Source organism: uncultured Stenotrophomonas sp. (assembly GCF_913778665.1).
GTDB lineage: Bacteria > Pseudomonadota > Gammaproteobacteria > Xanthomonadales > Xanthomonadaceae > Stenotrophomonas.
This window is the reverse complement of sequence record NZ_CAJYVQ010000010.1, coordinates 205,477-224,972: the sequence shown is the minus strand read 5'-3', so window position 1 is coordinate 224,972 and position 19,496 is coordinate 205,477. Positions and strand designations below refer to the sequence as shown.

Below are 19,496 nucleotides of genomic sequence, written 5' to 3'. Positions count from 1 at the left end.
GCTTACCAGACCAGGTCGTCCGGCACCTGGTACTGCGGATCGGCGTAGGGGTCTTCCTCGGCCGGTGCATTCGGGTCGACTTTCAGCGCCACCGACGCGGCAAACACCGCCTCGGACTGCGCGAGCACTTCAGCGGTCACCAGCAGGTAACGGCCATTGAGCTGGACCACGCCCAGCTGACCGGCATTAAGCGCGGTCAGCTGTTCGGCGGTCACGTAGATGCGCTTGATCTTGCCGCCATACGGGAAGTGGCGGGCGATATCCGCGTCTTCGGCATTCAGGCCTTTGTCCTTCAGCAGTTCCTCCAGCTTGGCCTTGGCCTCGCGACGCACGCGCGCCTCTTCCTGCTTCAGGCGCTCGGCCTCGATGCGCTCTTCCTTTTCCCGCTGCGCACGGATGGCGTAGGCCTTGGCCAGGTCCATCTCCTCGGCGCTGCGTGGCTTGCGCGGGCTCTGCGCGCCCTGGCCACGCGTCGGGCCACCCGGCTTGCCGGGGACGTGCCCACGGCGCTCTCCGGGCTTTCTTTCGCCATTGCCCGTACCCTGCGGCTTTGCGGGGCCATTGCCACCCTTGCCCTGCGGGCGGCCGTCGCGGCGGGGGGCATCGTTCTTGCGCTCGGGCTTGGGCGCGGGCTTGAAGCCCAGGCCCATCAGCTGGTCGCGGAGGGTATCGCTCATAAGGATCGGATCAGTAGTGCGGCGGCGGCGGTTCGCTCGCCGGATCGGAAGAATTCAGTGCGTTGCGGACCTTGCCCAGGTCTTCCAGCAGCACGCGCAGCACGTCGGCGTTGCGCATGCCCTGCATGCGGGCATCGGCCAGCGCATCGCTCAGTTCGGCCAGCGCCTGTTCCTGGAAGGACACGCGCATTTCCAGCTCGACCAGGCGCGCTTCCAGCGCCTGTTCGCGTTCGCTCGGCAACTCAGACATGCAGCGAGCGCCCCCGGCCGATGCCGTAGTACGCCAGGCCTGCAGCTTCCACTTCGGCCGGCTCATACAGGTTGCGCCCGTCGAACACCGCGGCGTCCTTCAGCTGCTCACGCAGCTTCTGGAAATCGGGGCTGCGGAACTGCTTCCACTCGGTCACCACCACCAGCGCATCGGCGCCCTGCAGCGCTTCGTCGGCGCTGTTGCAGAACACCAGGTCATCGCGCTCTCCGAAGATGCGCTGCGATTCGTGCATCGCTTCCGGGTCGTAGGCACGCACCGTGGCACCCCCCTCCCACAGCTGCGCCAGCAGGCGACGGCTGGAGGCCTCGCGCATGTCGTCGGTATTCGGCTTGAAGGCCAGGCCCCACACGGCAAAGGTCTTGCCGCGCACGCCTTCATCCTCGCCCTTGTCGTAATGACGCTGGATGAGGGTGAACAGGTGGCCCTTCTGCGCTTCGTTGACCGCTTCCACCGCGTCCAGCAGCTTCGGCTCAAGGCCGTACTGCTGCGCGGTGCGGGCCAGCGCCTGCACATCCTTGGGGAAGCACGAGCCACCGTAACCGGCGCCCGGGTAGATGAAGTGCCAGCCGATGCGCGGGTCCGAACCGATGCCCTGGCGGACCTGTTCGACGTCAGCGCCGACGCGTTCGGCAATGTTGGCGATTTCGTTCATGAACGAAATCTTGGTCGCCAGCATCGCGTTGGCCGCGTACTTGGTCAGCTCGGCCGAGCGCACGTCCATTTCCACCACGCGGTCGTGGTTGCGGTTGAACGGTGCGTACAGGCGGCGCATCACTGCCACCGACTCGTCGCTGGTCGCACCGATGATGATGCGGTCCGGACGCATGCAGTCGGCGACCGCGTCACCTTCCTTCAGGAATTCCGGATTGGACACCACGTCGAAGGCGATGTCGGCACCGCGTGCGGCCAGCTCTTCGGCAATGGCGGCACGCACCTTGTCGGCGGTACCGACCGGCACCGTCGACTTGTTGACCACCACCGTCGGCACGCTCATGTGCCGGCCGATGGTGCGGGCCACGGCCAGCACGTACTGCAGATCGGCACTGCCATCCTCGTCTGGCGGCGTGCCCACAGCGATGAACACCACCTGGCCATGCGCGATCGCAGCGGCGGCATCGGTGGTGAACGCCAGCCGTGACGCGGCATGGTTGGCCTTCACCATCGGCTCAAGGCCGGGCTCGTAGATCGGGATGATGCCCCGGTTGAGGCCATCGACCTTGGCCTGGTCGATATCGACGCAGACCACCTGATGGCCGACATCCGCCAGGCAGGTACCGGTCACCAGCCCTACATAACCCGTACCGAAAATCGCAACGCGCATGTCCGTATTCGCTCCTCGGTGACTTACGGCAGAACGCCCAGCAGTTCGACATCGAACGTCAGGGTGGCGTTCGGGCCAATCGGGCCGCCCGGGGTGCCGTTTTCGCCATAGGCCAGATTGCCCGGGATCCAGAAGCGGTACTTCGAGCCAACCGGCATCAGCGCCACGCCCTCGGTCCAGCCCTTGATCACCTGGTCCAGGCCGAACTCGGCCGGCTGACGGCCATAGGAGCTGTCAAAGACGGTGCCGTTGAGCAGCTTGCCTTCGTAGTTCACGCGCACCTTGCTGGTCGGCAGCGGACGCTCGCCACTGCCCGGGCGGATGATCTGGTACTGCAGGCCCGAGGCTGTGGTCACCACGCCGGGCTGGGTCTTGTTCTTGGACAGGAACGCGTTGCCTTCCTCGCGGTTGGTCTGCGCGGCGGCGGCGGCCTTGGCCTGCATTTCGGCCTGCTTGCTGCCCATGAAGGCCTGGATGGTGGCGGTCGCGTCAGCTTCCGTCATCTTCGGCTGGCCCTTGCTCAGGCCCGTGCTGATTGCGTCAAACAGCGAGGCAACGTCGATGTCGTCCTTCAGCTGGGCCAGCGAAGGACCCACCGAGTAGGAGCCGATCATCTGCGAAACCTTGACGCGATCGACCTTGGGCGGCTGCGAGCCCGGCGCCACGCCCGGCACCTGCTGCCCGCTGCGGGCCATCACGACCTGGCGCAGGGCCGCATCGGTGGCCTTGGCCTGTTCCTGGGTGATCTGCGGCTGCAGGCCTTCGAAGGAGCGCTCCACGGCGGTGCGCAGGGCGGCCACGTCGATCTCATCGGCGATCGGGGTGAACGACTTGGCCACGTCCAGGCCAATGGCGTAGCCCAGCTTCTGCTTGGGGGAATTCAAGGTTGCGGTCTCCTTGGCGGCTGCGGGGGCAGCCGGTTGTTGCGACAGAGCGACACCCGAAGTGCCCATCGCCAGAATCAGAACCGACGCCGCGGCGCCGCGCATTCCCATCTTCATTCGCTGCATTCCTGAAAGTGTCCGGGCGCCGACGTCGGCGCGAAAAGAAGCATTGTCGCACGCATGCCGTCGATGTCGAGGCATCCGTGCTGCATGTCAATGCGTAGCGGCGGCCAGCGCCTTGTCGATGGCCGCGGTCAACTGCGGATCGTCCGGCGTCACCTTGCTGGCGAACTGCGCGATGACCTTGCCATCGCGGCCGACCAGGTACTTGTGGAAATTCCAGCCCGGCGCGACACCGGTCGCTGCGGTCAGGCGCTGGTAAAGCGGCGTCGCCTCCGCGCCCACCACGTGCACCTTTTCGAACATCGGGAACTTGACGCCGTAGGTCAGCGTGCAGAACTCCTGGATCTGCTGCTCGTCACCCGGTTCCTGGCCCTTGAAATCGTTGGACGGGAAACCGAGCACGGCAAAGCCGCGACCGGCGTAGCGCTTCTGCAGCGCCTCCAGGCCTTCGTATTGTGGCGTGTAGCCACACTTGCTGGCGGTGTTGACCACCAGCAGCACCTGCCCGTGGTAGCGCTGCTGCAGGTTGACCTGCTGCTTGCCGGCCAAGGGCCGGTAGTTCAGGTCGAGCAGATCGGCGGCCAGGGCACTGGCGCTGCCGGCAGCGCCGGCCACCAGCAGGGCCAGCAGGGACAGGCCGCGCAGGTGGCGCGGGGAAACGGTCGGCAGGGGCATCAGGAGCGGTCCGCGGTAGCCATTCACAAGGCCCGGCCCAAAGGGGCCGGGAATCGGCCGAACTATAGCATCGGGCGCCGGCCGCCCCGATGGCGCAGGTGCGGGCGCGGCTTTGCGCGGCGTGGCAATTGCGGCGTTCGCCCCGGGGCGCGGGGGCATGGATGCCGTAGAGTCGAGCTCGCTCGACGGCGCACGGGCGATGGATGAACGGCTGCCAAGCAGCGCTTCGGCCGCCGGGCGTGGCACCGGAGATTTTTTTTCCTTTTCAATCAACAACCTGCTGAAATATGTCGGTGAAACGACTCCCCCTGCCATCAGTTGGGGCCGGCAAGGGGTTGCACATAGGCGTGCCGGTGTTATAGTTGCATACAACACCAGTCACCTGAGACAGGGGGAAGCCATGAACATCCGGATCCGTCGCCACTTCACCGCGCCAGCGGCCGCTGCTGTCTCGACCCTGATCGTGCTGGCCTGGCTGGCCGCGCCCACCTCCCCCACCTCCCCCGACAGTGGGCAGGACGCCACCGTTTCACCGGCAGGGAACGCCGCCGTATCCTCCCCCCCTCCCCCGCGTCGGCTGCACAGCTCCCTGTCCATGCCGTATTTCTCGTTCGCCCAGCCGCTGACCCCACGGAGCTGACCATGAGCGACATCCAGTGGAGCGACGGCGCTCCCATCTACCGTCAGTTGAAGGAGCGCGTGATCGCCATGATGCTCGACGGAATCCTCAAGCCGGGCGATGCCCTGCCTTCGGTGCGCCAGGTGGCCGCCGACTACCAGCTCAACCCCATCACCGTTTCGCGCGCTTATCAGGAACTGGCCGACGAAGGCCTGGTCGAGAAGCGCCGCGGGCTGGGCATGTTCATGACCGAGCAGGCCGCCACGCAGCTGCGCAGCAGCGAGCGCGAACGCTTCCTCAACGAAGAGTGGCCGGCGGTGCTGGAGCGCATCCAGCGCCTGGGCCTGAGCCTCGACGAATTGTTGCCCCAGGGGAAAGTCTGATGAATAGCAACGCAAGCGAATCGGTCATCACCGCCCGCGGCCTGCGCAAGGCCTACAAGACCACGGTCGCCCTCGACAAAGCCAGCTTCAGCATTCCGAGCGGACGCATCGTCGGCCTGATCGGCCCCAACGGTGCGGGCAAGACCACCGCACTGAAAGCCCTGCTCGGGCTGACCGCGGTGGAAGGCGAACTGAGCGTGCTCGGCCGCGACCCGCGGCTCCACCGCGACGAACTGATGAATGACATCTGTTTCATCGCCGACGTCGCCGTGCTGCCGCGCTGGCTGAAGGTGCGCGAGGCGATCGACTTCGTGGCCGGCGTGCATCCGCGCTTCGACCGCGCCCGCTGCGAGCGCTTCCTGGCCAACACCAAGCTGCAGCCGAAACAGCGCGTTCGCGAACTGTCCAAGGGCATGATCGTGCAGCTGCACCTGGCGCTGGTGATGGCCATCGATGCCCGCATCCTGGTGCTGGACGAGCCCACCCTGGGCCTGGACATCCTGTACCGCAAGGAGTTCTACCAGCGCCTGCTGGAGGACTACTTCGACGAACAGAAGACCATCATCGTCACCACCCACCAGGTGGAAGAGATCGAGCACATCCTGACCGACGTGATGTTCATCCGCGACGGCCGCATCGTGCTCGACGCCGAAATGGACGAGGTCAGCCAGCGCTACACCGAGCTGCTGGTCAATGCCGATCAGCTCGATACCGCCCGCGCCTTGAAGCCGATCGACGAGCGCACCCTGGCATTCGGCAAGACCGTGATGCTGTTCGATGGCGTGCCGCGCACGCAGCTGTCCACCCTTGGCGAGACCCGCAGTCCGGGCCTGGCCGACCTGTTCGTCGCCATCATGAAGGGGACCTACGCATGAACGCCGTCAACCACCCCGTCAGTCCCCTCGGCACCCTGCGCTGGCTGCTCAAGCGCGAGTACTGGGAAAACCGCGGCGGCTTCCTGTATGCCCCGTTGATCGCCGGCCTGATCTCGCTGGTGATGAGCACCGTTGGCATCGCCTTCGGCCTGTTCGCGCTGAACCGCGCCGCGCGCAACGGCGCGTTGCATGTCGATGGCGAAAGCGTGAACGTCAACGGCCTGGACCTGGCCCTGCTCACCCGCAACATCGACGGCAAGGATCTGGCCGACCTGGGCAACGGCCTCGACCTGACTCTGGTGCTCAGCTCGGCGTGGCCGTTCCTGGTGCTGGCCTTCGTCGTGTTCTTCTACTGCCTGGGCGCCCTGTATGACGACCGCCGCGACCGCAGCATCCTGTTCTGGAAGTCGTTGCCGCTGTCAGATACCCAGACCGTGCTGTCCAAGGTGATCAGTGCACTGATCGTGGCACCGCTGATCGCGGTGCTCGCCGGCATCATCACCATGTTCGGCTTCCTGGTGATCATCAGCATCGTCGCACTGATGCACGGCGGCAGCCCGATGTCGCTGATCTGGGGCCCAGCCAGCCCGTTGACGCTGGCCGCCGGCCATCTGAGCTGGATTCCGGTCTACGCGCTGTGGGCCCTGCCCACCGCCGGCTGGCTGCTGCTGTGCTCGGCCTGGGCCAAGAGCAAGCCGTTCCTGTGGGCGGTGATGCTGCCGCTGTTTGCCGGCGTCATCGTCAGCACCACCAAGATCATGCCGCTGTTTGGCCTGACCACCGGCTGGTTCTGGCAGAACATCGTCGGTCGCCTGCTGCTGGGCGGCGTGCCCGGCATGGACCTGCTGTACCGCCTCGGCGCCGGTGAAGGGTCGCGCCGCGATCTGGACTCGGTGGTCAGCCTGATGTCCCCCGCCTCGCAGCTGAAGTCGCTGGCGATGCCGGAACTGTGGATCGGTGCGGCCGTCGGTGCAGTGTTCATCTTCCTCGCCATCCGCCTGCGCAAGCGCGCCGGCGAGATCTGATTCCATCCATCCGGAGGCACCACCCATGCGTTCCCTGCTCGCCTGTTCCGCGTTGTTGCTGTTGCCGCTGTCGGCACTCGCTGCCGATGCCCCGAACTGCAAGTTCACTGCTGCGCGCGCGTTGAAGCTGGACGTGGCCGGTGCCAAGGCGGTGGTGATCGAGGTCAACCAGCACGACCTGAAGGTGGTCGCCCGTGCCGGCGGTGGCCAGCTCGATGGCCGTGCCTGTGCCTCCAGCCAGGAATGGCTGGACCAGCTGGTGCTGGACCAGCACCGCGAGGGCGACAAGCTGGTGGTGAGCCTGCGCCGCGACGGCCGCCACAGCGGCATCAGCCTGGGCAACAGCTACGCCTGGCTGGACATCCGCGGCAGCGTGCCGGACAACCTGCCGCTGCAGCTCAAGGTCGGCTCGGGCGACGCCAGCGTGGAAAACGCGCAGTCGCTCAGCGTGGATGTCGGCTCCGGTGATGCGGTCGCCCGCGGTACGCGCGGCAGCATCCACGCCGCAGTGGGCTCGGGCGACCTCAACATCGACGGCGGGAGTTCGCTGAACCTGCTGTCGCTCGGTTCGGGCGACGTCAACGCCCGCAACATCGGCGGCGACGCCATCACCGGCACGGTCGGTTCGGGTGACCTGAAGATCACCGATGTGCGTGGCAACGCGCGGCTGGATACGGTCGGCTCGGGCGACATCGAGTTCAAGCGCGTGCAGGGCAGCGTCGAGGTCGGCGTGGTCGGCTCCGGCGGCGTCGACCTGGCCGACATCGGCGGCAATGTGCATGTGCGCAGCCACGGCTCGGGTGACATCCAGGTCGACGGCGTGCGCGGCAGCCTGACCGTCGATCACAGCGGCAGCGGTGATGTCGGGCACCGCAACGTCAGCGGCCGGGTCACCCTGCCGCGCGGCAAGTAATCCTCTTCCACATACCTCCAGGGGAACACCATGAATCTGTTGCGCCTGCTGCCCGCTGCCCTGCTGTGCCTGCCGCTGATCGCCTGCGGTGGCACCTCCTCCGCCCCCGACAAGAGCGTCGGCAAGAGCGTTGCCGAAGCCACCAGCGGCGTTGGCCAGTCCGTGAAGGAAGCCATGGACGATGCCCGCAAGGAGATCGCCGAGGGCAACATCAAGATCTCTGCCGACAAGCAGCCGCGTGCGGAGATCACGCCCGACGGCCGCCTGCTGATCGACGGCAAGGAGGTCGCCGCCAACGACGTCCAGCGCCGCCACCTGCAGGAGTACCGCGGTCACGTGGTCGCCGTTGCGATGGCGGGCATGGATGTCGGCGTGGCCGGTGCCAAGCTCGGCGCCAACGCGGCCGGTGAAGCGCTGAAGAGCATCTTCAGCGGCGACAGCGAAGGCGTGGAAAAGCGCATCAACGCCGAAGCCGCCAAGATCGAGGCCCAGGCCAAGCGCATCTGTGATCGCCTGCCGGCGATGCTGGCCAGCCAGCAGGCGCTGGCACGCGAACTGCCGGCGTTCAAGCCCTACGCGACCATGGACCAGAGCGACGTGGACGACTGCGGCAAGAACAACTCGGTCACGTTCTCCAACTGAGACATATCGACGCACCTTACCGTCAACGGCGCTCCGTTGCCGGTAGGGCTGCGCTGGCGGGCTTACAATGGAGGCCCCGGATGCCCCCGAACCGAACGCCATGAAGAAGTTGTTCCTGCTGCTGGCCGCCCTGCTTTGCCTGGGCCTGGTCGGCTGTGACAAGGATTACCGCAACCACCGCGCCGAGCGTGGCAAGCCCAAGATTTCCGTCAGCGAAGGCATGGTGACCGTGCGCCGCCCGCCAGCACCGAACATCATCATCCTCGGCGACGGCACGATGAAGGTGGACGAAATCCAGATTCCGCTGGACGACGGGCAGAAGCAGATGCTGCAGACGATGTTCGGCAAGCTGCAGGTGCTGCGCCAGAACACCCTGGTGGCCGCCCCGGCCGACCCGAACATGCAGCCGGTGAAGATCCAGCCGCCGGAAGGCATGGACGTGATTCCGGCCGACCTGATCCAGCGCATCCCCGAATTCAAGGATTACACCGACACCTTCGGCAACATCGTCGCCGACCGTCGCTGAAGCAGAAACGCCGCCCAAGGGCGGCGTTCTTCACTTCCGTAGAGCCGAGCCATGCTCGACTCCGGAACAACGGTCGAGCGTGGCTCGACTCTACAACCGGCAGATCAACCGCCGCCGCCACCGCCCGCCTGGATGCCGCCAGCGGTCAGCGCGGTCGGGTCCAGCAGGCGACGCAACTCGGCCTCGCCCAGGCCGCTGTCTTCCAGCGCCACATCCAGCACCGGGCGCTGCTCCTTGTAGGCACGCTTGGCAATCGCCGCGGCCTTCTCGTAGCCGATGATCGGGTTCAGCGCGGTGACCAGGATCGGGTTGCGCGCCAGCGCCTCAGCCACGCGCTCCTCGCGCACCTTCAGGCCGGCGATGGCACTGTCGGCCAGCAGGGTGGACACATTGGCCATCAGGCCGATGCCATCGAGCAGGTTCACTGCAATAAGCGGCAGGGTGACGTTGAGCTGGAAGTTGCCGGTCTGCCCGGCCACGGTGATCGCGGCGTGGTGGCCGATCACCTGCGCGCAGGCCATCACGGTGGCTTCCGGAATGACCGGATTGACCTTGCCCGGCATGATCGAGCTGCCCGGCTGCAGTGCCGGCAGCTCGATCTCGCCCAGCCCGGCCAGCGGACCGGCGTTCATCCAGCGCAGGTCATTGGCGATCTTGATCAGTGCCACCGCCAGTGCATTGAGCTGGCCCGACAGTTCCACTGCATCATCCTGCGCGGCCAGGCCTTCGAACTTGTTGTCGGCACTGTCGAACTTGATCGAGGTCTGCTGCTTCAGCGCCTTGGCCACCTGCGCGCCGAAGCGCGGGTCGGCATTGATGCCGGTGCCGATGGCAGTGCCACCCAGCGGCAGGCGGCGCAGGCGCTTGAGGCTGTCTTCGATGCGCTCCTGCGCCGAGGCCAGCTGCGCCGACCAGGCGCCGAATTCCTGCTCGAACGTCAGCGGCATCGCATCCATCAGGTGGGTGCGGCCGGTCTTGACCACCTTCCGCAGGCTGCGGCCCTTCTTGTCCAGGGTCTTGCGCAGGTGCACCAGCGCCGGCAGCAGGTGTTCGTGCGTGGCCAGCACCGCCGACACGCGCAGCGCCGTCGGGATCACGTCATTGGAGCTCTGGCCCTGGTTGACGTGGTCGTTGGGGTGCACCACGGTCTTGCCCGCCTTGCCGGCACGGTTGGCCAAGGTGGCGATGACCTCGTTGGCATTCATGTTGGACGACGTGCCCGAGCCGGTCTGGTAGACGTCGATCGGGAAATGCGCGTCCCAGTCACCGGCGGCCACTTCGGCGGCGGCGGTCTGGATGGCCCTGGCCACGGTCTTGGGCAGGTGGCCCAGCTCGGCATTCACGCCGGCAGCGGCACCCTTGACCAGGCCCAGCGCACGGATGAAACCGCGCGGCATGCGCTGGCCCGAGACCGGGAAATTCTGCACAGCACGCTGGGTCTGCGCGCCCCACAGGGCATCGGCAGGCACCTGCAGCTCGCCCATGCTGTCGTGTTCAATCCGGAACCCGGGGGTTCCACCCTTGCTTGCAACTTTGCTCATTGCATCGACTCCGCACTACTTCAGTTGGGGAAAGGGAAGCGGCGGCTGGCAGGGTGTCGCTTCCCGGGCTGGCGGCTGCGCCAACGATACTCCCTTGCCTGCGGCATGGGATGACGAGCGCGGGCCAGATCGTTCCGTCCGCAGGGCCGTTGTGTGTAGGGCCGAGCCCACGCCCGGCTGGCCCGTGGGTATCGGATTGCCCGAAGCAGCCGAGCGTGGGCTCGGCTCTACAGGGCACGCCCGCCCGGCACGTCGTAGAATATCGGCCCCGCCGCTCGTCCCCGCCCTGCCGACATGTCCGATTCCGCCCTGCTCGCCCTGTCCCCGCTCGATGGCCGCTACGCCGGCAAGGTCGACGCGCTGCGCCCGATCTTCTCCGAATATGGCCTGATCAAGGCCCGCATCGTGGTCGAGGTGGAATGGCTGCTGGCGCTTGCCGCTGAAGCGGGCATCATCGAGTTGGCACCGTTCTCCGACGCCGCCATCGCCCGCCTGCGCGCCCTGGCCACCAACTTCAGCCCGGCCCAGGCCGCGCGCGTGAAGGAAATCGAGCGCACCACCAACCATGACGTCAAGGCGGTGGAGTACTTCATCAAGGAACAGCTGAAGGACGACGCCGAGCTGGCTCCGGCGCTGGAATTCGTGCATTTCGCCTGCACCAGCGAAGACATCAACAACCTCAGCTACGGCCTGATGCTGGAGCAGGCCCGCCGCGAAGTGCTGCTGCCGACCCTGGACGGCATCGCCACCACGCTGCGCACCCTGGCCCACGCTCAGGCCGGCCAGCCGATGCTGTCGCGCACCCACGGCCAGACCGCCTCGCCGACCACCCTGGGCAAGGAGCTGGCCAACGTGGTCGCGCGCCTGGAGCGCCAGCGCCGGCAGATCGCCGCAGTCGAGCTGACCGGCAAGATCAACGGCGCGGTCGGCAACTACAACGCGCACGTAGCCAGCTACCCGGACGTGGACTGGCCTGCCTTCGCCGAGCGCTTCGTCACCGGCCTGGGCCTGGTGTTCAACCCGTACACCACGCAGATCGAGCCGCACGACAACGTCGCCGAGATCGGTGATGCCGCACGCCGCGCCAACATCATCCTGATCGACCTGGCCCGCGACATCTGGGGCTACATCTCGCTGGGCTACTTCAAGCAGCGCCTGAAGGAAGGCGAAGTCGGCTCGTCGACGATGCCGCACAAGGTCAATCCGATCGATTTCGAGAATGCGGAAGGCAACTTCGGCATTGCCAATGCGCTGTTCGAGCACTTCAGCGCGAAGCTGCCGATCAGCCGCTGGCAGCGTGACCTGACCGATTCCACCGTGCTGCGTGCCCTGGGCACCGCGTTCGGCCACAGCCAGGTGGCACTGGACTCGCTGGCCAAGGGGCTGGGCAAGCTGGAAGTGAACCCGCAGCGCCTGGACGCCGATCTGGACGCGGCCTGGGAAGTGCTGGCCGAAGCCGTGCAGACGGTGATGCGCCGCCACGGCCTGCCGAACCCATATGAGCAGCTGAAGGCGCTGACCCGTGGCCAAGGCATCACGGCCGAGTCGATGCGTGCGTTCGTGCAGGGGCTGGAGCTGCCGGCGGATGCGAAGCAGCGCCTGCTGGAGATGACCCCGGGCAGCTACACCGGCCTGGCCGAGTCGCTGGCGAAGAAGATTTAAGGGGCTCCTTGCGGCGGCGGCCGCGGGCGCTGCCTGCGGCAGGCTTGACTGCAACTGCAACTGCAACGTCAAAGGCGGCTCTGGGTTATTGCCTCGCTTGGCGGGGCGGGTTGGGTTCGCGGGGGACGCCGTAAACCCATCCCTGGGGGCTTGGCCGCGGCATCCATGCCGCGGACACCCCCGCGAACCCATCCCGCCCCACCTTTGACAGTTGTCCGGTGACGGATCGAAGAGCATTGGGTTGTCGGGACGGAATTTGAAAGAGGGACGCGGCTTCGCCGCGTCCTTCTTTGTTTTGGTTTTGCGGCCCTTATAGAGCCGAGCCCGTGCTCGGCTGCTTGTTCCAACAGCAAGCCGAGCGTGGGCTCGGCTCTACAGATGCACGAGCAAGCGCAGCGCGCGACCCGCTCTTGCCTTTGATTTTCCTCTTCCATTCCGTGGCGGGCCACGCAGGAAACTGTCAGGGGCCGGGCGGGTGAGCTGCGCGGGGGTGTCCGCCGCATGGATGCGGCGGCGAAGCTTACAGGGACGTACTTGCAGCGCCCCCCCCGCGCAGCCCACCCGCCCGGCCAAACCCGGCTTTTGCTTTCAGCGACCAACCCAGACCCCGCCACGAGGGGCTCAGCCGTTGGCCGGAACCCCGCGACAAACCACCGCACGTGCGCAATCCCAACGAACGGCGGACAATGGAGACCTTGGCGGCCCGCCGCGCCGCCCCTCCCGCTTTCCGCTGCAAGGATTCCCCCATGGCCGCCCGCAAGTCCTCCGCTCCGCTCATTGAAGTCACCGCCCGCCCCGGCCAGCCGCTGGGCATGGCGCCGGCCACCTTCCTGCGCGACTTCTGGCAGAAACGCCCGCTGCTGATCCGCAACGCCTTCCCCGATTTCCAGACCCCGGTGCAGCCGGAAGACCTCGCGGGCCTGGCCTGCGAGGAAGGCGTGCTGGCGCGCCTGATCGAACACGACAAGGCCCAGGACAGCTGGCGCGTGCGCAGCGGCCCGTTCCAGGAAGACATCTTCCCCGCCCTGCCCGACCACGACTGGACCCTGCTGGTGCAGGACGTGGACAAATGGGACAAGGACGTGCGCGCACTGATCGAACACTTCAGCTTCCTGCCGCGCTGGCGCATGGACGACGTGATGATCAGCTTCGCCGCCACCGGTGGCTCGGTCGGCGCCCATGTCGACCAGTACGACGTGTTCCTGCTGCAGGCCCATGGCCACCGCCGCTGGCAGATCGATGCCAGCGAATCGATCAAGGGCAAGCAGCCGCCGCTGGGCTTCCGCCCGGACGTGGAACTGAAGCTGCTGAAAGTGTTCAAGCCGACCCATGACTGGGTGCTGGCGCCGGGCGACATGCTGTACCTGCCGCCGAACGTGCCCCACCACGGTGTCGCCGAAGACCCCTGCCTGACCTTCTCCTTCGGCATGCGCGCGCCGGCCTCGGCCGAGCTGATCAGCGACTACCTGGACACCCTGATCGCCGATGCCGACGAGAACATCCGCTACCAGGATGCCGACCTGAAGGTGCCGGCTGACCCGAACGAAATCGACACGGTGGCGATGGCGCGGGTGATCACTGCGCTCAATGCCATCCGAATGAATGACCCGGACAAGCTGGGCGACTGGTTCGGCCGCTTCATCACCACCTACCGCGCTGCCGGTGAGGTGATGGCCCACCAGGCCGCGCCGGCACAGGAAGAGGTCGTCGAGGCACTGGCGTCCGGCCTGCTGCTGCAGCGCCACCCATGGGCGCGACTGGCCTGGCGCCGGGCGAAGCGTGGCGCCAGCCTGTATGTCAGCGGCCAGGACTTCGCGCTGCCGGTGAAGGACGCACAGCGCCTGGCCGGGGCCGAGCAGCTCGACGCTACCGCCTACCGCGGCCTGTCCGACAAGGGCCGCGCGGTGGTCCAGCAGCTGCTGGTCGGTGGCGTGTTCCAGTTGATCGATCCGAACGAGGTGTATGACGCTGAAGACGAGGACGACGGCGAAGACGCCGTGGTGCTCGGCGAAGTGGTCGAAGGACGTGACCGTGTCGACGCGATCGACGCGGATGCGGTGTCCGACGATGTCCACACCGTGACCGTGCACGACGACGGTATCGAGGTCATCGTCAACTTCGAGGATCACGACGAAGACGACAGCGACGACGGTCGCGCCTGAGCCATCCCCATGATCCGGGTCCAGCAGGTCAGCCACACCGACGCCCATGTCGCCATCCACGACGTGCGGCAGCGGGTGTTCGTGCAGGAACAGGGCATCGCCGCGGAGCTGGAACGCGATGCGCTGGACCCGGTCAGCGCCCATGTGCTGGCGCTGGACGCCGACGGCCAACCGGTCGGCACCGGCCGGCTGGCCCCCGATGGCCGCATCGGCCGGATGGCGGTGCTGGCCGGCCATCGCAGCCGCGGCGTCGGTGAAGCCCTGCTGGAGGCGTTGGTCGAGGCCGGACGCCGGCTCGGCCTGGTCGAACTGCACCTGCACGCGCAGCTGCCGGCCCGTGACTTCTACGCCCGCCAGGGCTTCCTGCCCGAGGGCGCGGTGTTCGAAGAGGCCGGCATCGGCCACCAGCAGATGCGCCGCCGGTTGGGCGCGGCCAGTGCCATCGACGGCCGCGCCGAGGCGGTGGCGATCACCACCGCGATCATCCACCGCGCCCGCCGCCAACTGTGGCTGCACAGCCGCCAACTGGACCCCGGCCTGTTGGACACGCCGCCGGTACAGGCTGCCCTGCGGCGCTTCGTCACCGCCCGCCATGACAAGCAGCTGCGGGTGATCGTGCACGACGCGGCGGCGATCGCCTCGGCCGGTGCGCCCCTGCTGGCGCTGGCCCAACGCCTGCCAAGCGTGATCCAGTTCCGTGAAGTGACCGACCCGGTCGACCGTGCGCTGGCCTCGGCCTGCCTGCTCAACGATGCCGGCGACTTCTACTTTCGTCTGATGGGGCATCGCCTCGACGGCGAGGCCGCCGTCGCGCTACCGGCACGTTCGCAGCCGTTCGAGCTGCAATTGCGGCGTGTCTGGGACCGTTCGCGCGATTGCAGCGAGCTGCGCGCGCTTGGCATCTGAGCGGACCGCTCGATCCAACCTGTCTGGAAGCGGCACCGGGGGACGCGGGATGCCTGTGGTGGTGCCCCTTCGTGTCCGGTTGGGGGTACAATTTGGCTGTTTGAACGCGCCCGTGCATGGCTATTCATGTTTCTGCCGGGTCCTTCTGAAGCCATACCCCACAAAGCGAATCAACACCCTCCATCGTGGACAATCAACTGAAGCAGTTTGCGCAATCTTCGCAACTCGCCGGCGGCAACGCCTCCTATGTCGAGGACCTGTACGAGCAGTACCTGGTCTCCCCGGATAGTGTCGATCCCAAATGGAAAACCTACTTCGACGGCTTCAAGGGCCGCGAAGCAGGTGACATTCCGCACTCGGCCGTCATCTCCCACATCGCGGACGCGGCCAAGGATGCGCTGAAAGCCGGCACCGGCAATGGTGCGGGCGACGAGCGCGAGCGCAATGTCGGTCGTCTGATCACCGCCTACCGCTCGCGCGGTCACCTGGACGCCCGTCTTGATCCGCTGGGCCTGGCCGCGCCGGTCAACACCCCGGACCTGGGCCTGCCGTTCCACAGCCTGTCCGATGGCGACCTCAACAGCGAATTCAGCACCGGAGGGGTCGGTGGCCAGCCGCGCATGAAGCTGCGCGACCTGCTGGCACGCCTGAAGGCCACCTACACCGGCTCGATCGGTGCGGAGTTCATGCACATCTCCGAGGTCGAGCAGCGCCAGTGGATCTACAAGAAGCTGGAACTGGCCGGCGGCAACTACCAGCTGGACGCTGACACCCAGCGCCGCACGCTGGAGCGCCTGACTGCGGCCGAGGGTCTGGAACGCTACCTGCACACCAAGTACGTCGGCCAGAAGCGCTTCTCGCTGGAAGGCGGCGACTCGCTGATCCCGATGATGGACACCATCATCCGCAACGCCGGCAAGGATGGCGTCAAGGACGTGGTGATCGGCATGGCCCACCGCGGCCGTCTGAACGTGCTGGTCAACACCCTGGGCAAGAACCCGCGCAAGCTGTTCGACGAATTCGAAGGGAAGTTCGAACACGACGAGCACGCGTCGGCCGGTGACGTGAAGTACCACATGGGCTTCTCCGCCGACGTCGCCACCGAAGGTGGCCCGGTGCACCTGGCGCTGGCGTTCAACCCGTCGCACCTGGAAATCGCCGACCCGGTCGTGGCCGGTTCCGTGCGTTCGCGCCAGGAGCGCCGCAAGGACACCGCGCGCAAGCAGGTCATGCCGATCCTGATCCACGGCGACGCGGCCTTCTCCGGCCAGGGCGTGGTCATGGAGCTGTTCCAGATGTCGCAGGCCCGCGGCTTCGCCGTCGGCGGCACCGTGCACATCGTGGTCAACAACCAGGTCGGCTTCACCACCTCCAACCCGCTGGATACGCGCTCCACGCGCTATGCGACCGACGTGGCGAAGATGATCGCCGCCCCGGTGCTGCACGTGAACGGCGATGATCCGGAAGCGGTGGTGTTCGCTGCCCAGCTGGCCTTCGAGTTCCGCCAGAAGTTCGCCAAGGACGTGGTCATCGACCTGATGTGCTACCGCCGTTGGGGCCACAACGAGGCCGACGAACCGGCAATCACCCAGCCGCTGATGTACCAGGTGATCCGCAAGCACCCGACCACCCGCGAGATGTACGCCGAGCAGCTGGAAAAGGCGGGCGTGATTGCCGCCGGCGCCGGCAAGGCGATGGTCGATGCTTACCGCGAGAAGCTGGACGCAGGTGAAGTCACCACCGAGCTGGCCAAGGTCGAGAAGACCCCGCCGAGCAGCCCGCTGTTCGTCGATTGGCCGAAGCTGCTGGAAGGAAAGCTGTCCGATCCGATCTCGACCAAGGTTGAGAAGAACAAGCTGGTCGAGCTGGCCAAGCTGATCAACACCATCCCCGAAGACGTGCAGCTGCACTCGCGCGTGGCCAAGGTCTACGACGACCGCCGCAAGATGGCCGCCGGCGAGATCCCGGGCGACTGGGGCTTTGCCGAGAACCTGGCCTATGCCACCCTGCTCGACGAAGGCAAAGCACTGCGCCTGGTCGGCCAGGACGTCGGCCGCGGTACGTTCACCCACCGCCATGCGATCCTGCACGATCAGAAGACCGACAACTACTACATGCCGCTTCGGCAGCTGGTGGATTCGCCGGAGAAGGCCACCGTCATCGATTCGCTGCTGAGCGAGGAAGCGGTGATGGCCTACGAGTACGGCTTCTCCACCACCGATCCGAACACGCTGTGCATCTGGGAAGGCCAGTTCGGCGACTTCGCCAACGGCGCCCAGGTCGTCATCGACCAGTTCATCGCCGCCGGTGAAGCCAAGTGGGGCCGCATCTCCGGCCTGACCCTGCTGCTGCCGCACGGTTATGAAGGCCAGGGCCCTGAACACAGCTCGGCGCGCCTGGAGCGCTTCCTGCAGCTGTGCGCGCTGGAGAACATGCTGGTTGTGGTGCCGTCGACGCCGGCACAGGCCTTCCACATGCTGCGCCGCCAGCAGCACCTGACCACCCGCAAGCCGCTGGTGGTGATGTCGCCCAAGTCGCTGCTGCGCCACAAGCTGGCCGTGTCGACCCTCGACGAGCTGGCCAACGGCGAGTTCCAGCACCTGATCGGCGATGCCAATGCCGATGCCAAGAAGGTCAAGCGCGTGGTGCTGTGCTCGGGCAAGGTCTACTACGACCTGCTAGAAGACCAGACCAAGCGTGGCCAGGACGACGTGGCGATCATCCGCGTCGAGCAGCTGTATCCGTTCCCGCGTGCGCTGCTGGCTGCCGAACTGAAGAAGTACGGCAAGGCCACCGACGTGGTGTGGACGCAGGAGGAACCGCAGAACCAGGGTGCGTGGTACCAGATCCGCCACCACCTGCAGTTCTGCCTGGCCGATGGCCAGAACCTGCACTACGCCGGTCGCGCACGCTCGGCTTCGCCGGCTGCCGGTCACATGGCTGACCACGTCCGCGAGCAGCAGCAGCTGGTCGCCGACGCACTGGTCAACCCGTTCAACGACACGTTCGCTGAATAATCCTCCCCTATTTAGAAGACAAACCAGGAAGCTCCCGCAATGGCCACCGAAGTCAAAGCCCCGGTACTGCCCGAATCCGTCGCCGACGGCACCATCGCCACCTGGCACAAGAAGGTGGGCGACGCCGTCAAGCGCGACGAAAACCTGCTTGACCTGGAAACCGACAAGGTCGTCCTGGAAGTGCCGTCGCCGGTCGACGGCGTGCTGAAGGAAATCAAGTTCGCCGAAGGCTCGACCGTGACCTCCAGCCAGGTCGTGGCGATCATCGAAGAAGGCGCGGTCGCTGCTGCCCCGGCTCCGGCTGCTGAAGCTGCTCCGGCAGCCGCTGCTGCCCCGGCCGCTGCTGCTCCGGCAGCTGCCGCTGCTCCGGCCCCGGCTACCAAGTCGGCCGCCGATGCGCTGCCGCCGGGCGCCCGCTTCACCGCCATCACCGAAGGCGTGAACCCGGCCGACGTCGACGGCACCGGCCGCCGCGGCGCCGTCACCAAGGAAGACATCGTCAACTTCGCCCGCAACGGCGGCGCCGGCAAGGCCGGTGGCGCACGTCCGGAAGAGCGCGTGCCGATGACCCGCATCCGCAAGCGCATCGCCGAGCGCCTGATGGAGTCGAAGAACTCCACCGCCATGCTGACCACCTTCAACGAAGTCGACCTGTCCAAGGTCTCGGCAGCGCGCAAGGAACTGCAGGACGAGTTCGTCAAGGCCCACGGCATCAAGCTGGGCTTCATGAGCTTCTTCGTGAAGGCCGCGGCCAACGCGCTGCAGCGCTTCCCGCTGGTCAACGCCTCGATCGATGGCGACGACATCATCTACCACGGCTACTCGGACATCTCGATCGCCGTGTCCACCGAGAAGGGCCTGGTCACCCCGGTCCTGCGCAACGTCGAGCGCATGTCGTTCGCCGACATCGAAAAGACCATCGCCGACTACGCCAAGAAGGCGCGTGACGGCAAGCTGGGCCTGGACGAGCTGCAGGGCGGCACCTTCACCGTGACCAACGGCGGCACCTTCGGCTCGCTGCTGTCGACCCCGATCATCAACCCGCCGCAGAGCGCCATCCTGGGCATGCACGCGATCAAGGAGCGTCCGATCGCCCAGAACGGCCAGGTCGTGATCGCGCCGATGATGTACCTCGCGCTGTCGTACGACCACCGCATCATCGACGGCAAGGATTCGGTGCAGTTCCTGGTGGACATCAAGAACCAGCTGGAAAACCCGGGCCGCATGCTGTTCGGCCTGTAAGACACCTCCCGCCCCTCCGCGCCTGCGCGGAG

18 protein-coding genes are annotated in these 19,496 nt (G+C 66.6%); 12 read left to right on the top strand and 6 right to left on the bottom strand.

The window, feature by feature from the left end; all coding sequences use genetic code 11:
* Nucleotides 1-2: 2 nt before the first annotated feature.
* The 5 genes from QZ853_RS15105 to QZ853_RS15085 form a co-directional block, all read right to left on the bottom strand.
* Nucleotides 3-677, bottom strand: a complete 675-nt coding sequence (locus QZ853_RS15105) for a DUF2058 family protein (RefSeq protein WP_295574794.1) — start codon at nucleotides 675-677, stop codon at nucleotides 3-5.
* 10 nt (nucleotides 678-687) lie between these two features.
* Nucleotides 688-927 (bottom strand): SlyX family protein, encoded by a 240-nt coding sequence (locus QZ853_RS15100; RefSeq protein ID WP_136638281.1) that lies wholly within the window; start codon nucleotides 925-927, stop codon nucleotides 688-690.
* Nucleotides 920-2,269 (bottom strand): UDP-glucose/GDP-mannose dehydrogenase family protein, encoded by a 1,350-nt coding sequence (locus QZ853_RS15095; protein WP_295574791.1) that lies wholly within the window; start codon nucleotides 2,267-2,269, stop codon nucleotides 920-922. The genes QZ853_RS15100 and QZ853_RS15095 overlap by 8 nt, the downstream gene beginning before the upstream one ends.
* Nucleotides 2,270-2,292: 23 nt before the next feature.
* Nucleotides 2,293-3,270: an FKBP-type peptidyl-prolyl cis-trans isomerase gene (locus QZ853_RS15090; protein WP_295574789.1), complete on the bottom strand. Its 978-nt coding sequence runs from the start codon at nucleotides 3,268-3,270 to the stop codon at nucleotides 2,293-2,295.
* A gap of 96 nt (nucleotides 3,271-3,366) precedes the next feature.
* Entirely contained in the window at nucleotides 3,367-3,951 is a 585-nt protein-coding gene (locus QZ853_RS15085; protein ID WP_295574787.1) for a glutathione peroxidase, read from the bottom strand.
* A 400-nt stretch (nucleotides 3,952-4,351) separates the two neighbouring features.
* Between QZ853_RS15085 and QZ853_RS15080 the strand changes: the two genes are divergently transcribed.
* From QZ853_RS15080 to QZ853_RS15050, 7 genes are all read left to right on the top strand, one after another.
* Entirely contained in the window at nucleotides 4,352-4,591 is a 240-nt protein-coding gene (locus tag QZ853_RS15080) for a hypothetical protein (RefSeq protein ID WP_295574785.1), read from the top strand.
* A gap of 2 nt (nucleotides 4,592-4,593) precedes the next feature.
* Complete coding sequence (locus tag QZ853_RS15075) at nucleotides 4,594-4,953, top strand: GntR family transcriptional regulator (protein WP_005410261.1); 360 nt, start codon at nucleotides 4,594-4,596, stop codon at nucleotides 4,951-4,953.
* Complete coding sequence (locus tag QZ853_RS15070; RefSeq protein WP_295574783.1) at nucleotides 4,953-5,828, top strand: ABC transporter ATP-binding protein; 876 nt, start codon at nucleotides 4,953-4,955, stop codon at nucleotides 5,826-5,828. The genes QZ853_RS15075 and QZ853_RS15070 overlap by 1 nt, the downstream gene beginning before the upstream one ends.
* Entirely contained in the window at nucleotides 5,825-6,853 is a 1,029-nt protein-coding gene (locus QZ853_RS15065; protein ID WP_295574781.1) for an ABC-2 transporter permease, read from the top strand. The genes QZ853_RS15070 and QZ853_RS15065 overlap by 4 nt, the downstream gene beginning before the upstream one ends.
* A gap of 25 nt (nucleotides 6,854-6,878) precedes the next feature.
* Nucleotides 6,879-7,766 (top strand): DUF4097 family beta strand repeat-containing protein, encoded by an 888-nt coding sequence (locus QZ853_RS15060; protein WP_295574778.1) that lies wholly within the window; start codon nucleotides 6,879-6,881, stop codon nucleotides 7,764-7,766.
* Between the two features lie 30 nt (nucleotides 7,767-7,796).
* Entirely contained in the window at nucleotides 7,797-8,408 is a 612-nt protein-coding gene (locus QZ853_RS15055) for a DUF2884 family protein (protein ID WP_295574776.1), read from the top strand.
* A gap of 100 nt (nucleotides 8,409-8,508) precedes the next feature.
* Nucleotides 8,509-8,934, top strand: a complete 426-nt coding sequence (locus QZ853_RS15050; protein ID WP_295574774.1) for a hypothetical protein — start codon at nucleotides 8,509-8,511, stop codon at nucleotides 8,932-8,934.
* Between the two features lie 104 nt (nucleotides 8,935-9,038).
* On the opposite strand, the gene QZ853_RS15045 is transcribed toward QZ853_RS15050, so the two are convergent.
* Nucleotides 9,039-10,475, bottom strand: a complete 1,437-nt coding sequence (locus QZ853_RS15045) for a class II fumarate hydratase (RefSeq protein ID WP_295574772.1) — start codon at nucleotides 10,473-10,475, stop codon at nucleotides 9,039-9,041.
* A 294-nt stretch (nucleotides 10,476-10,769) separates the two neighbouring features.
* On the opposite strand from QZ853_RS15045, the gene purB reads away from it, so the two are divergent.
* The 5 genes from purB (at nucleotide 10,770) to sucB (ending at nucleotide 19,464) form a co-directional block, all read left to right on the top strand.
* On the top strand, nucleotides 10,770-12,137 hold the full coding sequence (gene purB, locus QZ853_RS15040) for an adenylosuccinate lyase (protein WP_295574769.1): 1,368 nt from the start codon (nucleotides 10,770-10,772) through the stop codon (nucleotides 12,135-12,137).
* 746 nt (nucleotides 12,138-12,883) lie between these two features.
* Nucleotides 12,884-14,299: a cupin domain-containing protein gene (locus QZ853_RS15035; protein WP_295574767.1), complete on the top strand. Its 1,416-nt coding sequence runs from the start codon at nucleotides 12,884-12,886 to the stop codon at nucleotides 14,297-14,299.
* A gap of 9 nt (nucleotides 14,300-14,308) precedes the next feature.
* On the top strand, nucleotides 14,309-15,205 hold the full coding sequence (locus tag QZ853_RS15030) for a GNAT family N-acetyltransferase (RefSeq protein ID WP_295574765.1): 897 nt from the start codon (nucleotides 14,309-14,311) through the stop codon (nucleotides 15,203-15,205).
* 185 nt (nucleotides 15,206-15,390) lie between these two features.
* Entirely contained in the window at nucleotides 15,391-18,222 is a 2,832-nt protein-coding gene (locus QZ853_RS15025; protein ID WP_295574762.1) for a 2-oxoglutarate dehydrogenase E1 component, read from the top strand.
* A gap of 39 nt (nucleotides 18,223-18,261) precedes the next feature.
* Nucleotides 18,262-19,464: a dihydrolipoyllysine-residue succinyltransferase gene (sucB, locus tag QZ853_RS15020; protein WP_295574759.1), complete on the top strand. Its 1,203-nt coding sequence runs from the start codon at nucleotides 18,262-18,264 to the stop codon at nucleotides 19,462-19,464.
* Nucleotides 19,465-19,496: the final 32 nt, after the last annotated feature.

Coding starts and splice junctions, on each gene's coding strand:
- QZ853_RS15075 (WP_005410261.1), top strand. CDS start 4,594: ATGAGCGACATCCAGTGGAGCGACGGCGCTCCCATCTACCGTCAGTTG.
- QZ853_RS15105 (WP_295574794.1), bottom strand. CDS start 677: ATGAGCGATACCCTCCGCGACCAGCTGATGGGCCTGGGCTTCAAGCCC.
- QZ853_RS15090 (WP_295574789.1), bottom strand. CDS start 3,270: ATGAAGATGGGAATGCGCGGCGCCGCGGCGTCGGTTCTGATTCTGGCG.
- QZ853_RS15030 (WP_295574765.1), top strand. CDS start 14,309: ATGATCCGGGTCCAGCAGGTCAGCCACACCGACGCCCATGTCGCCATC.
- QZ853_RS15095 (WP_295574791.1), bottom strand. CDS start 2,269: ATGCGCGTTGCGATTTTCGGTACGGGTTATGTAGGGCTGGTGACCGGT.
- QZ853_RS15070 (WP_295574783.1), top strand. CDS start 4,953: ATGAATAGCAACGCAAGCGAATCGGTCATCACCGCCCGCGGCCTGCGC.
- QZ853_RS15100 (WP_136638281.1), bottom strand. CDS start 927: ATGTCTGAGTTGCCGAGCGAACGCGAACAGGCGCTGGAAGCGCGCCTG.
- QZ853_RS15045 (WP_295574772.1), bottom strand. CDS start 10,475: ATGAGCAAAGTTGCAAGCAAGGGTGGAACCCCCGGGTTCCGGATTGAA.
- QZ853_RS15085 (WP_295574787.1), bottom strand. CDS start 3,951: ATGCCCCTGCCGACCGTTTCCCCGCGCCACCTGCGCGGCCTGTCCCTG.
- QZ853_RS15055 (WP_295574776.1), top strand. CDS start 7,797: ATGAATCTGTTGCGCCTGCTGCCCGCTGCCCTGCTGTGCCTGCCGCTG.
- QZ853_RS15050 (WP_295574774.1), top strand. CDS start 8,509: ATGAAGAAGTTGTTCCTGCTGCTGGCCGCCCTGCTTTGCCTGGGCCTG.
- QZ853_RS15065 (WP_295574781.1), top strand. CDS start 5,825: ATGAACGCCGTCAACCACCCCGTCAGTCCCCTCGGCACCCTGCGCTGG.
- purB (WP_295574769.1), top strand. CDS start 10,770: ATGTCCGATTCCGCCCTGCTCGCCCTGTCCCCGCTCGATGGCCGCTAC.
- QZ853_RS15080 (WP_295574785.1), top strand. CDS start 4,352: ATGAACATCCGGATCCGTCGCCACTTCACCGCGCCAGCGGCCGCTGCT.
- QZ853_RS15060 (WP_295574778.1), top strand. CDS start 6,879: ATGCGTTCCCTGCTCGCCTGTTCCGCGTTGTTGCTGTTGCCGCTGTCG.
- sucB (WP_295574759.1), top strand. CDS start 18,262: ATGGCCACCGAAGTCAAAGCCCCGGTACTGCCCGAATCCGTCGCCGAC.
- QZ853_RS15035 (WP_295574767.1), top strand. CDS start 12,884: ATGGCCGCCCGCAAGTCCTCCGCTCCGCTCATTGAAGTCACCGCCCGC.